At 59.0% G+C, this 12,916-nt stretch carries 11 protein-coding genes, 3 tRNA genes and 2 pseudogenes; 2 read left to right on the top strand and 14 right to left on the bottom strand.

Annotated elements, in window-relative coordinates; genetic code table 11:
* Positions 1 to 335: pseudogene (locus tag Q6A51_RS08335) on the top strand (threonine dehydratase); the annotation flags it as partial.
* 85 nt (positions 336 to 420) lie between these two features.
* Here the strand turns inward: Q6A51_RS08335 and Q6A51_RS08330 are convergent.
* Both Q6A51_RS08330 and Q6A51_RS08325 read right to left on the bottom strand, forming a co-directional pair.
* Positions 421 to 1,176 (bottom strand): annotated as a pseudogene (locus tag Q6A51_RS08330) (DUF2242 domain-containing protein); the annotation flags it as partial.
* Positions 1,177 to 1,350: 174 nt separating this feature from the next.
* Positions 1,351 to 2,253, bottom strand: coding sequence for a LysR family transcriptional regulator (locus Q6A51_RS08325; protein ID WP_201019235.1), 903 nt, complete (start codon positions 2,251 to 2,253; stop codon positions 1,351 to 1,353).
* A gap of 106 nt (positions 2,254 to 2,359) precedes the next feature.
* Between Q6A51_RS08325 and Q6A51_RS08320 the strand changes: the two genes are divergently transcribed.
* Complete coding sequence (locus Q6A51_RS08320; RefSeq protein WP_304574520.1) at positions 2,360 to 3,238, top strand: MBL fold metallo-hydrolase; 879 nt, start codon at positions 2,360 to 2,362, stop codon at positions 3,236 to 3,238.
* 134 nt (positions 3,239 to 3,372) lie between these two features.
* Here Q6A51_RS08320 and Q6A51_RS08315 read toward each other — a convergent pair.
* The 12 genes from Q6A51_RS08315 to truA all read right to left on the bottom strand — a co-directional run bounded on the left by Q6A51_RS08315 (position 3,373) and on the right by truA (position 12,769).
* Positions 3,373 to 3,449: transfer RNA gene (locus tag Q6A51_RS08315), tRNA-Asp, on the bottom strand.
* 122 nt (positions 3,450 to 3,571) lie between these two features.
* Positions 3,572 to 3,648, bottom strand: a tRNA-Asp gene (locus tag Q6A51_RS08310).
* A gap of 55 nt (positions 3,649 to 3,703) precedes the next feature.
* Positions 3,704 to 3,779 (bottom strand) — tRNA-Val (locus Q6A51_RS08305).
* Between the two features lie 170 nt (positions 3,780 to 3,949).
* Positions 3,950 to 4,714 (bottom strand): SDR family oxidoreductase, encoded by a 765-nt coding sequence (locus Q6A51_RS08300; protein ID WP_201019392.1) that lies wholly within the window; start codon positions 4,712 to 4,714, stop codon positions 3,950 to 3,952.
* An 11-nt stretch (positions 4,715 to 4,725) separates the two neighbouring features.
* The gene (locus Q6A51_RS08295; protein WP_201019237.1) at positions 4,726 to 5,937 is read right to left on the bottom strand and encodes an O-succinylhomoserine sulfhydrylase; all 1,212 of its coding nucleotides are present in this window, start codon (positions 5,935 to 5,937) and stop codon (positions 4,726 to 4,728) included.
* Positions 5,938 to 5,956: 19 nt separating this feature from the next.
* Complete coding sequence (gene purF, locus Q6A51_RS08290) at positions 5,957 to 7,465, bottom strand: amidophosphoribosyltransferase (protein ID WP_200999720.1); 1,509 nt, start codon at positions 7,463 to 7,465, stop codon at positions 5,957 to 5,959.
* A 12-nt stretch (positions 7,466 to 7,477) separates the two neighbouring features.
* On the bottom strand, positions 7,478 to 8,065 hold the full coding sequence (locus tag Q6A51_RS08285) for a CvpA family protein (RefSeq protein WP_200999721.1): 588 nt from the start codon (positions 8,063 to 8,065) through the stop codon (positions 7,478 to 7,480).
* Positions 8,066 to 8,151: 86 nt separating this feature from the next.
* Positions 8,152 to 8,817, bottom strand: a complete 666-nt coding sequence (locus Q6A51_RS08280) for an SPOR domain-containing protein (protein WP_201019238.1) — start codon at positions 8,815 to 8,817, stop codon at positions 8,152 to 8,154.
* On the bottom strand, positions 8,801 to 10,108 hold the full coding sequence (gene folC / locus Q6A51_RS08275) for a bifunctional tetrahydrofolate synthase/dihydrofolate synthase (protein WP_304574519.1): 1,308 nt from the start codon (positions 10,106 to 10,108) through the stop codon (positions 8,801 to 8,803). Before folC ends, Q6A51_RS08280 begins: the two co-directional genes overlap by 17 nt.
* Entirely contained in the window at positions 10,105 to 11,025 is a 921-nt protein-coding gene (gene accD, locus Q6A51_RS08270; protein WP_304574518.1) for an acetyl-CoA carboxylase, carboxyltransferase subunit beta, read from the bottom strand. The genes folC and accD overlap by 4 nt, the downstream gene beginning before the upstream one ends.
* Before the next feature lie 238 nt (positions 11,026 to 11,263).
* Positions 11,264 to 11,884, bottom strand: coding sequence for a phosphoribosylanthranilate isomerase (locus Q6A51_RS08265; RefSeq protein ID WP_200999725.1), 621 nt, complete (start codon positions 11,882 to 11,884; stop codon positions 11,264 to 11,266).
* 60 nt (positions 11,885 to 11,944) lie between these two features.
* The gene (truA, locus tag Q6A51_RS08260) at positions 11,945 to 12,769 is read right to left on the bottom strand and encodes a tRNA pseudouridine(38-40) synthase TruA (protein WP_201019393.1); all 825 of its coding nucleotides are present in this window, start codon (positions 12,767 to 12,769) and stop codon (positions 11,945 to 11,947) included.
* Positions 12,770 to 12,916 lie beyond the last annotated feature (147 nt).

Genomic DNA, 12,916 nt, shown 5'->3' with positions numbered 1-12,916 from the left:
TCCCGGTGCTGGACCTGACCGATAACGAACTGGCCAAGCTGCATATCCGGCATATGGTCGGCGGGCATGCCGAGCGGGTGGATGATGAAGTGGTGCTGCGCTTCGAGTTCCCGGAACGGCCGGGCGCGCTGTTCAACTTCCTCAACAAACTGGGCGGGCGCTGGACCATCTCGATGTTCCACTACCGCAACCACGGCGCCGCCGATGGTCGCGTAGTGGCCGGGCTGGTGGTGCCGGAAGAGGAGCGGCATCTGGTGGGCGCAGCGCTGGAGGAGATTGGCTATCCGTATTGGGATGAGAGCCAGAATCCGGCGTACAAGCTGTTTCTGGGATAAACGATCGTAGGAGCGAATTCATTCGCGAAGCCTTTCGCGAATGAGCGGAGCGCCGCCCGATTCGCTCCTACGGGGGTTACTGATCTTCAGCGCTGAATGCCGCTGGCTCCGCAGGTGCTGCAACTGGTTCGCTGCTGACAGGTGTAGCCGGGGACTCTGGCGGTACCGTTTCGGCTTTCGGCTCAGCCTCGACCGGTTGAGGCGCCAAGGGAACCGGTGCCGGAACTGGAGCCGGTGCAGGAGCGGAAGCGGGAGCCGCTTCCGGCACGCCCAGATCAGCCTTGGGTTTCTCGACGATATGCGCAGCCTGCTTCACTTCTGGAGGCAGGAAATTTTCCACCAGCCCGAAAAAGCGCTCATAGAACTTGGCCGAAGCAACCGTCTCGCTGGCCACCTTGACCATCGAATCGTCGGTCGAGCCGATCGGCATCGATACCGAACCCAGCACGCCTACCCCCAGACTGGCCGAGTTGTTGGTTTTCTTCAGCGCATAACGGTCCTGCAAAGCGTTGGCGAACATGGTCGAACCGCCACCACCGACATCGGCCGCACAGACAAGGTTGAAACTGATCTCGATATGAGTCTCGCCCGTCTGCTGGAAGCTCTTGCGACCGCTGATCATTTTCGGGTCATTGCTGGTAATGATATAGCCCTGGCTGAGCAACGCACGCCGTCCGGCCTCACAGGACGAATCATCGCTGGCCGGGTAACTTCTGGAAAAAGTCCCTGCATCATCGAAATGCTCATGATCGTAGACAGCCTGCTTGGGAGACGAACAGCCAGCAATAACCAGCAGGACGGACGTCCAGCACGCGGTACGAAAGCTCAGTAACTTAAACATCGAGGATCCTGGGGAAGATAACTGTCAGCAGAACTGCAGACCGGGGAAACGTCGGTAAGTCTGCAACAAGGCCAGCGCAGGATCAACGCAGACAGTGAAAAGATGCTGATACAAATGACGATTTTTTCGTGTCGGGGCTTTGCAATCAGCCACAAACGCTTGATCAGGTGCCTTTCAACCCCGATCCCACACCGGTTCAGGCGCAAAGCGTTCGGCGAGGAAGTCCAGCAGTGCCCGCAATGCCGATGACATGTGTTTTCGGGAGGTGTAGACCGCGTAAATGCTCAGCTCCATTGGCTGGTAGTGGGTCAGCAGGGGTATCAGCCTGCCGTCCTGCATGAGCGGCGCCGCCAGATAGGTGGGGAGCAGCGCAATACCCGCTCCGCAAAGCGCAGCCTGCATGGTGGTGATCGAGTCATTGGTACTGAGGTTGCCCTGTACCGCAACGCTGCACGGCAAACCCTTGCGGGTGAAATGCCACAGGCTGCTGCTGTGGTAGGAATGGGTCAGGCAGTTATGCAGAGCCAGGTCTTCAATACTTTTAGGTCCGGAATGCGCCTGCAGATAAGCAGGCGATGCACAGACCACAGAGCGGCAGGTCGTCAGGCGGCGGGCAATCAGATTCGGGTCCAGGTCGTTGGTGATGCGAATCGCCAGGTCGAGGCGCTCATCGACCAGATTCACCGTGCGATCAAGCAACACCATGTCGACACGCACCTGCGAGTAGCGGCCAACGAACTCGGTGACGGCCTGGGTGAGCTGAGCCTGCCCAAAGGACGTGCTGGTGGTGATGCGCAGCAAGCCTTTGGGCTCATCCTCGGGCGCTGCCACGACGGCACGCATGTCTTCCGCCAAATCGAGCATCCGTCGACACAACGGCAAAACCTCGGCGCCAGCGGCAGTAAGGTTCAGTCGTCGGGTGGTGCGGTGCATCAGCCGGGCACCGGTCCACTCTTCAAGCTCGGCCAGGAATCTTGAAATGACAGGCCGCGACAATCCGAGCTTGTCGGCAGCCGCAGTCTGGCTGCCGCAATCAACGACCGTGACGAAAGCTTGCATGGCCTGCAATTTGTCCATTATTCGACCGGTTTCAGCAACAAATATGGGCCTAATCTAGCGTTTTTCAGTCTATAAATCTCAACTAATCTGGACTTCTCTTAATACAGCCCGGATGGAGATTTTCATGCTACCGCTATTTGCACGACGCTTTGTTGCCAGCATCGCCCTGCTCGGCTTCGCCGGCACCAGCCTGGCAGCACAGCCATTGAAGCTGGATGTCTACAACCCAGGAGCAGAGGGCATCTTCCCGGTGTCGTCGGTGCTGGTCACAGCCGAGAAAGATGCAATCCTGGTCGATGCACAATTTTCCACAACACAGGCCGAGCAGGTCGTGGAGAAGATCCGTAAAAGCGGCAAGAACCTCACCACCATCTACATCAGCCATGGCGACCCGGATTATTACTTCGGCCTGCAAGCCATTACCGAGGCCTACCCAAAGGCCAAGGTAGTGGCCAGTGCTGAAACCGTCGCTCACATCAAGGAAACCAAGGATGGCAAACTGGCCTATTGGGGACCGAAGCTGGGCGCTGGCGCACCGAGCAAGATCATCGTTCCCGAAGTCATTCAGGGCAGCAGCCTGAAGCTTGAAGGCCAGGACCTGCAGATCGTCGGCCTTGACGGCCCGCAGCCTGACCGGACGTTCGTGTGGGTACCTTCCATCAAGGCAGTGATCGGCGGCGTGGTGCTGGCCAACAACATCCATGTGTGGATGGCCGACACTCAAAGTGCCAAATCGCATCAGGACTGGCTGGCAACCCTGGCCACCATCGAGAAACTGAAGCCCGCAACCATCGTTCCCGGCCACTTCCTGCCGGGTGAACTCAAGTCGGAACAGGCACCCGCCTTTACCGCGAACTACATCAAGACCTTCGATGCAGAAACCGCCAAGGCCAAGGATTCCGCAGCGCTGATCCAGGCAATGAAAACTCATTACCCGAAACTGGGTGAGGAGTCTTCACTGGAACTCAGTGCCAAAGTAGCCAAAGGCGAAATGAAGTGGTGAACAAGAGTTGAATGACAAAGCTGCGCTTGTAATGAGCGCAGCTTTTTTTTGCATAAATCGCAGGCAAAAAAAAGCGACCGGTTAAGGTCGCTTTTTCTTTTGCTTCAAGGAGTTCAAGGCCTTGAAGCTTTGTATGGCGCAGCGGACGGGACTCGAACCCGCGACCCCCGGCGTGACAGGCCGGTATTCTAACCGACTGAACTACCGCTGCGTATCGCTTGTGAAACTCTTTTAATCGACCTGAAACAAACTTTCGGTAGTTTGAATCACTGCCTGATTGAACAACCATCTGGCTCTTCAATCCCGGACCCGGAAAACCGGATCTGGATAATATGGCGCAGCGGACGGGACTCGAACCCGCGACCCCCGGCGTGACAGGCCGGTATTCTAACCGACTGAACTACCGCTGCGCATGTGTTGCTTCATTCCTGAAAGCCCTCGTGAAACAGCTTCCAGACTCAACGATGGTGGGTGATGACGGGATCGAACCGCCGACCCTCTGCTTGTAAGGCAGATGCTCTCCCGGCTGAGCTAATCACCCTTTGCTTCGCTGAGGCCGCGAAATTTACGCACCTACCGAACCTAAGTCAATACCCTGCTTGAAGTTTTTTTCAAAACAGCCTCAAAAGGCAAATTCCAGGCAGGCACCAAAAACAAAAAAGGCACGATCTCTCGCACCTTTCTTGAAGCTCAAAGCTTGCCGCTCAAAACTCACTCCACATAAATCATCTTTCTGGTCATACCACCATCGACCACGAACTCCTGGCCTGTGACGAATCCGGCATTCCGGGAAAGCAGCCAGGCCACCATGGCCGCGACATCATCCACGGTCCCTACCCTGCCAGCCGGATGCTGGGCGTGGTCGATTTCCGACAACGGCTCGGCACGACGCTGGGAAGGATCCCGCGCATCGATCCAGCCAGGACTCACGGCGTTGACGCGAATCTCCGGACCGAGACTGATGGCCAGCGCATGAGTCAGGGCCAGCAGGCCGCCCTTGCTCGCCGCGTAGGCCTCGGTATCGGGCTCGGACTGCCTGGCACGGGTCGAGCTAAGATTGACGATGCTGCCGCAATGAGCGCGCAGATACGGCGCACAATGCTTGGCCAGCAGCATCGGACCGCTGAGGTTCACACCCAGCACTCGATTCCAGTGAGCCAGATCGAGGCTTTCGAGAGTGGTGTTATGGGGGTCGGCAACGGCCGCATTGCACACCAGCGCATCAAGGCGACCAAAGCGCCTGAGCACTTCGGCCACACCTGCGGCTACCTGATCCTCGCTGGCAACGTCCATGGCAATGAACAGGGCGTTGTCACCCAACACCCCGGCCACTTTGGCACCCCGCGAACGATCGAGGTCCGCCAGCACAACCTGCCAGCCTTCGGCGATCAACCAGGCAGCAATGCCAAGGCCGATCCCGCGTGCGGCTCCGGTAACCAGAGCCACCCGACCATTGTTGGTGCTGGCGATTTTCATCGCCCAATCGCTCACAACGCCGCCAGACCGCGTGCCAGATCAGCCTGAAGGTCTGCAACGTCTTCCAGGCCGACCGCAACCCGGATCAGGCTGTCACGAATCCCGGCAGCTTCACGCTCTTGAGGCGTCAGGCGACCATGGGACGTGGTACTCGGGTGAGTGATCGTGGTCTTGCTGTCGCCCAGGTTGGCAGTAATGGAAATCAGGCGCGTGGCATCGATGAAACGCCATGCTCCTTCCTTGCCACCCTTGACCTCAAAGCTCACCACGGCACCGAAACCCTTTTGCTGGCGCTGGGCCAACTCATGTTGCGGATGGCTCTTGAGCCCGGCGTAGTGAACCTTCTCGACACCTTCCTGCTGCTCAAGCCACTCGGCGACTGCCTGGGCATTGGCGCAATGAGCACGCATGCGCAGGCTCAGGGTTTCGAGACCCTTGAGGAAGATCCAGGCATTGAACGGACTCAGCGTTGGCCCGGCAGTACGCAGGAAACCGACCACTTCCTTCATCTGTTCGCTGCGCCCGGCCACCACACCACCCATGCAACGGCCCTGGCCGTCGATGAACTTGGTTGCCGAATGCACGACGATATCCGCACCCAGACGCAACGGCTGTTGCAGTGCTGGCGTGCAGAAGCAGTTGTCGACGACCAGCGTCGCACCCTTGGCGTGAGCGATTTCCGCCAGTGCGGCGATATCCACCAGTTCGGCCAGCGGGTTGGACGGCGACTCGACGAACAACATTTTCGTGTTGCCCTTGATTGCCGCATCCCAGCCGGACAGGTCTGCCAGAGGCACGTAATCGACTTCGATACCGAAGCGCTTGAAGTACTTCTCGAACAGGCTGATGGTCGAGCCGAACACACTGCGCGACACCAGCACATGGTCGCCCGCACTGCACAGGCTCATGACCACCGAAAGGATCGCCGCCATGCCGGTTGCCGTGGCAACTGCCTGCTGCGCGCCTTCCAGCGCCGCGATGCGCTCCTCGAAGGAACGCACGGTCGGGTTGGTATAACGCGAATAGACGTTGCCTGGAACCTCACCCGCAAAACGCGCGGCTGCATCGGCAGCCGTACGGAACACATAGCTGGAGGTAAAGAACATCGGATCGCCATGCTCGCTTTCCGGCGTGCGATGTTGCCCGGCGCGTACGGCGAGGGTATCGAAACCCACGCCTTCAAGGTCGCTGTCCAGCCGACCGGCATCCCATTCCTGAGTCATGCCGTCACTCCTTGCTCGATTAGTTGTTGTACAGATCGATGATAGCGCTCACTGCCTGGCTTTTTACCTTGGAAGCGTCGTTGCGCGCATGCTCGATCTTGTTCAGATAATGCTCGTCGATATCGCCGGTCACGTACTTGCCGTCGAAGACCGAGCAGTCGAAGTTGTCGATCTTGATCTTCTTGCTACCACTGACCGCTTCAATCAGGTCAGTCAGATCCTGATAGATCAGCCAGTCGGCACCGATGAGGTCGGCAACGTCCTGAGTGGTGCGGTTGTGGGCAATCAGTTCATGAGCACTCGGCATATCGATGCCGTAGACGTTGGGGTAACGCACTGCCGGAGCAGCCGAACAGAAGTAGACATTCTTGGCACCCGCTTCGCGAGCCATCTGAATGATCTGCTTGCAGGTGGTACCGCGCACGATGGAGTCATCCACCAGCATCACGTTCTTGCCGCGGAACTCCAGCTCGATGGCGTTGAGCTTCTGGCGCACGGATTTCTTGCGTGCAGCCTGACCCGGCATGATGAAGGTACGGCCAATGTAACGGTTCTTGACGAAACCTTCGCGGAACTTGACGCCCAGGTGATTGGCCAGCTCCAGCGCAGCCGTGCGGCTGGTGTCCGGAATCGGGATAACCACATCGATATCGTGATCGGGACGCTCGCGCAGGATCTTGTCCGCCAGTTTCTCGCCCATGCGCAGACGCGCCTTGTAGACCGAGATGCCGTCGATGATCGAGTCCGGGCGCGCCAGATAGACGTGCTCGAAGATGCACGGTGCATATTTCGGGTTGGCCGCACACTGACGGGTGAACAGCTTGCCGTCTTCAGTGATGTAAACCGCTTCGCCCGGAGCCAGGTCGCGAATCAGGGTAAAGCCCAGCACGTCCAGGGACACGCTTTCGGAGGCGATCATGTACTCGACGCCTTCGTCGGTATGACGCTGACCGAACACGATGGGACGAATGGCATCCGGGTCACGGAAACCGACAATGCCGTAGCCGGTGATCATCGCCACAACGGCGTAGCCACCACGGCAACGGTTATGCACGTCGGTCACGGCCGCGAAGATGTCTTCTTCGGTGGGCTGCAACTTGCCACGCACGGCCAGTTCATGGGCGAAGACGTTGAGCAACACTTCCGAGTCGGAGCTGGTGTTGACGTGGCGCAGGTCAGATTCGTAAATCTCCTTGGCCAGTTGCTCGACGTTGGTCAGGTTGCCGTTGTGCGCCAACGTGATGCCATAAGGCGAGTTGACATAAAACGGCTGGGCTTCGGCCGAAGTCGAGCTGCCCGCAGTTGGATAGCGCACATGACCAATCCCCATGTGCCCGACCAGACGCTGCATATGGCGCTGATGGAACACATCACGCACCAGACCATTGTCCTTGCGCAGAAATAACCGGCCTTCATGACTGGTCACGATACCGGCAGCGTCCTGGCCGCGGTGCTGGAGGACGGTGAGCGCGTCATACAGCGCCTGATTGACGTTCGACTTACCGACGATACCGACGATGCCACACATGCGACACAACCCCTACTTAGTGGAACTTGATTTACCAAGCACTTCCTGCGGCATTGCAGCTGGCAGGATCTGCTCCTTGAACGGCAGCTCAGCAGGAACGCTGATGCCGCTGGCGAGCCACTTGCTGGACATCCCGAGAATCAGGTTTTTCGACCAGTCAGCAACCATGAGAAATTGCGGCAGCAGCCTTGACTGCTGCCACCATTGATCCTGTTGTACCGGGCCCAGGCTCAATAGCCCGACCGCTACAACGACAAGCAGGCCTCCGCGCGCAGCGCCGAAGACCATACCGAGAAAACGATCCGTCCCCGAAAGCCCGGTGACGCGAACCAGTTCGCCGATAAGAAAATTGACCATGGCGCCGACCAGCAATGTGGCGACGAACAGGATGATGCAGCTCGCAATCACGCGGGCTGAAGGTGTCTCTATGTAATTGACCAGATACTGGGACAGCCCCGCGCCGAACATCCAGGCAACAACGCCCGCGATGATCCAGGTCAGCAGAGACAAGGCTTCCTTGACGAAGCCGCGCTTGATGCTGATCAGAGCGGAGATGGCGACAATTCCGATAATCGCCCAGTCAACCGGAGTAAATGGCACGGTGCAGCCTACAGACTGATGAGGCGGCGCATTTTAGCAGAGCGCCCGCCTGCCGGTAAGCTGCGATTCGCGATGCGATGCGACTTTTAGCCACGCTCTGGCTGAAAGCGCACCACAATTCCCTTGAGTTTCTGCTGTTTGTCCAGCTGATCGCGCAGACGATCGGCTTCGGCACGTTCGATCAACGGTCCGACAAACACCCGGTTCACACCATCGGCGGTACGAATGTAAGCGTTGTAGCCTTGGGCACGCAGGGTCTTTTGCAGATTATCGGCGTTGGCACGATTGGACATGCTGGCCAACTGTACAGACCAGCTCACCGAAAGCCCGTTGGCATCGACACCGCCCGCAGCCGCCTTGGCAGTGGCTGGCGCAGTAGCAGCAGGAGTGGCAGGCGCCGGAGCTGGAGTCGGGGCTGGAGCCGGTTTGGCAGGTTTGGGCGCCGGCACCGGTGCAGCAGCCACAGGAGGAGCAGGTGCGATCGGCATCGATGGCGGCAACTGGCTGGCCACGCTGGCGCCCTCTTCACCCGGCACAGGTTCCTGCGGCAGGATTTGCGGCTCGGGCACCGGTACCGGCTCCACCTTGACCTGCGGAACAACCGGAGCCTGAGGCGCAGAAGGTGCTTCGACCTGTACCTGACGCACCTCGTCCTGACGTGTGAACAGCATCGGCAGAAAGATGACCGCCACAGCAATCAGAACCAGGGCACCTACCATTCGCTGCTTGAATACTTTATCCAGCAAAGCCATTTGCAGCTTCCTCATCGGTGTACCGGGCCAACCACTCCAGAGCCTCGGCCACACAGTAAAAAGATCCGAACAGCAAAATCTCGTCATCGGCCGTCGCGTTTGCGCATTGGGCTTCAAGCGCCAGCGCAACACTGTCGTAAGACGCTACTTCAGCGCCAAGGTTCTGCAGCACCGACTGCAATTGTCCGGCAGATCGGCTGCGAGGCGTAGGCAGTGGCGCCACAGCCCAGCTCTGGATACTGGAAACCAGCTCCTCAGCCACACCCTCCAGATCCTTGTCCGACAGCAGGCCAAACACCGCAAGGCGTTTGCCGAGCACAGGCCGCTGAGCCATGCGCTGCGCCAGAAACCGCGCAGCATGCGGGTTGTGACCAACATCGAGCAACAGGTTCAAGGTCTTGCCCTGCCACTGGAACACACGGCGATCAAGACGACCGGTAATCCGCGCAGCCGACAATGCAGAGCCAATGATCTCGGGTTGCCATGGCATATCCAGTAACAGATAAGCCTGGAGTGCCAGTGCAGCATTCTCCATCGGCAGATCCAGCAAAGGCAGACCGGAAAGCTCGACCACCCGACCCGCCTTGTCACGACCACGCCAGTTCCAGCCCTGACCTGTAACGGTCAGGTCGAAGTCACGACCACGCAATGACAAGGGACAGCCTAGCCGATCCGCCTGCTCAAGCAATGGCGCAGGAGGATCAAGATCGCCACAAAGCGCCGGACGGCCCTGACGGAAAATACCCGCCTTCTCGAAGGCAACCGACTCACGAGTATTGCCCAGCCAGTCGGCATGATCGATACCGATACTGGTCACCAACGCGAGATCGGCATCCACCAGATTCACGGCATCCAGGCGACCGCCCAGACCGACTTCCAGCACGACAGCATCCAGACGGGCCTGCTCGAACAGCCAGAAAGCAGCGAGCGTACCCATCTCGAAATACGTCAGGGTGATATCGCCACGCGCCGCCTCGACAGCGGCAAAGGCATCACAGAGTTCGGCATCGGAAGCTTCGACACCCTGCACCTGCACACGCTCGTTATAGCGCAGCAGATGCGGAGAACTGTAGACACCCACCTTGAGGCCCTGGGCCTGAAGCAAGGCTGCGACGAATGCGCATGTCGAGCCCTTGCCGTTGGTGCCGGTTACCGTGACAACCCGAGGCGCAGGCCGGGTAAGCCCCAGTTGCTGCGCCACCTGTCGCGAACGATCCAGCCCCATGTCGATGGCCGAGGGATGCAGTTGCTCCAGATAGGCGAGCCAGTCGCCCAGGGTTTCAGGGGTCATACAGTGGCCGGTGCCGGTGGAACGACTATAGGCTCAAGAACAGGCGCGACGAACTTGGGAGTCGGCAGGTTCATCATCTGAGCCAGCAGCTTGCCCAGACGCGGACGCAGTTCACTGCGCGGGATGATCAAGTCGATGGCGCCATGGTTCAGCAGGAACTCGCTGCGCTGGAAGCCTTCAGGCAGTTTTTCGCGAACGGTCTGCTCGATGACGCGAGGGCCTGCGAAACCGATCAGGGCCTTTGGCTCGGCAACGATGACATCGCCCAGCATCGCCAGACTGGCGGATACACCACCGTAGACCGGGTCGGTCAGCACGGAAATGAACGGCAGACCTTCTTCACGCAGACGCGCCAGGACAGCCGAAGTCTTGGCCATCTGCATCAGGGAGATCAGGGCTTCCTGCATACGGGCACCGCCGGAAGCAGCAAAGCAGACCATCGGGCAGCGATTTTCCAGCGCATAGTTGGCAGCACGTACGAAACGCTCGCCAACGATTGCACCCATCGAACCGCCCATGAAGGAAAACTCGAACGCCGACACCACGACAGGCATGCCCAGCAGGGTACCGCTCATGGAGATCAGGGCATCTTTCTCGCCGGTCTGCTTCTGCGCACCGACCAGACGATCCTTGTACTTCTTGCTGTCACGGAATTTCAGGCGATCCACCGGCTCCAGATCCGCACCCAGCTCGGCACGGCCTTCGACATCCAGGAAGATGTTCAGACGGGCACGGGCGTCGATACGCATGTGGTGGTTGCACTTGGGGCAGACGTCCAGGGTCTTTTCAAGCTCAGGGCGATAAAGCACCGCTTCGCAGGAAGGACATTTATGCCAAAGCCCTTCGGGGACCGAGCTTTTCTTGACCTCGGAACGCATGATCGAAGGGATCAGTTTGTCTACCAACCAGTTGCTCATGCTTTATTTCTCCAGTACCGGTTTGGCTCCCACGCCTGGCGTTCGACACCAGGCGCATGCCCTTAGCTTAAATTCGTATAGGTGGCGGTGATGACGGGCAGCGGTCGGCAAGACCTGCATGACCCTCGACCCCACTGTTAATCGGCGACACACGCAAATGCAGTCGCTCGTTCAATCCGACCCGCATACTTATGGCGGGGACAGGCTTATGGACGGCGGCAAAGCGCCAACCGTCACATCAAGCGCCGTGGACCGCACTCATGAAGGCAAGAATCTTGTCGCGATCCTTGATGCCCTTGCTCTTTTCGACGCCACCACTGACATCGACGGCATATGGCCTGACCTGGGTAATGGCTTGCGCCACGTTGGCAGAAGTCAGCCCGCCAGCCAGGATGACCGGCTTGTCCAGATCATCGGGAATCAATGCCCAGTCGAAGGTTTCGCCCGTACCACCGGGCACGCCGTCAACATAGGTATCGAGCAGGACTCCGCGAGCGTTGACGTAGGTACGGCAGATGGCAGCAATGTCATCACCCGCCTTGACCCTGAGCGCCTTGATGTAGGGACGGTGGTAGCCATCGCACTCTTCGGGTGTTTCATCGCCATGAAACTGCAGGAGATCCAGCGGCACGGCATCCAGGGTTTCATTGAGCTCGCAACGACTGGCATTGACGAATAACCCGACGGTGGTGATGAAGGGCGGCAATGCGGCGATGATCGCCCGCGCCTGCTGCACATTCACGGCCCGCGGACTTCTGGAGTAGAACACCAGACCGATGGCATCCGCGCCCGCCTCGACGGCAGCCAGAGCATCCTCTATGCGGGTAATCCCGCAGATCTTGCTGCGAACGGCTGACATGTGGTGAAAACCTCAGACCTTTCGGAAAGTCCCGGATGTTAGCAAATGCTTTTCGGGTCGTCAGCCGTCAAGTTCGCTGAAGCCTGTAAGAAAGTGCGGACCGATGTAGCGATCCGGCAGCGCAAACTCATCCCTGTACTCGACTTGCACCAGATACAGTCCGTAAGGATGCGCCGTGACGCCACCGGTACGGCGGACGCGGCTTTCCAGTACATCACGCGCCCACTCCACAGGCCTCTCCCCTGCCCCGATGGTCATCAGCACACCCGCGATATTGCGCACCATATGGTGCAGGAAGGCATTGGCCCGCACATCGATGACAATCATCTTGCCATGCCGGGTGACACGCAAATGGTGCAACTGCTTGACGGGCGACTTGGCCTGACACTGCCCGGCACGGAAGGCGCTGAAGTCATGGGTGCCGACCAGATACCGGGCAGCCTCGGCCATGCGCTCGACGTCCAGCGGCCGGTGATTCCAGGTGATTTCCTGGCCAAGGTGCGCAGGGCGAATCTGGTCGTTGTAGATCACGTAGCGATAACGACGTGCAATCGCCTTGAAGCGCGCATGGAAATGAGCCGGCATGACCCTGGCCCACGTGACGCTGATATCGTGAGGCAGATTGATATTGGCGCCCATGACCCAGGCTTTCATCGTCCGTTCGGCCCGGGTATCGAAATGAACAACCTGCCCGCAGGCATGCACACCCGCATCTGTACGCCCTGCGCACATCAGCGAAACGGGTGAGGCCGCGACTTTGGACAAGGCATCCTCAAGGGTTTCCTGCACCGTCAGAACGCCAGACGCCTGACGCTGCCAGCCGCAATAACGCGAGCCCTTGTATTCCACGCCCAGCGCGATTCGGGAAAAGCCCTCGGCAGCCATCTCGGCGGCCGGGTTGTCTATGTTCGCCAAGGTGCTACAGCCTGTGAGTCTGCGAAAAGGCGGCCATTATACGGGCGCCGAAAAAAGACGCCAGTGAGCAGATACGCAAATGAAAACGACCGCAAAAGCGGCCGTTCCAGTGCAGCA

It is taken from the genome of Pseudomonas serbiensis, assembly GCF_030580745.1.
GTDB lineage: Bacteria > Pseudomonadota > Gammaproteobacteria > Pseudomonadales > Pseudomonadaceae > Aquipseudomonas > Aquipseudomonas serbiensis.
The sequence above is the reverse complement of the archived record's forward strand: the minus strand, read 5'-3'. Positions and strand labels throughout refer to the sequence as shown.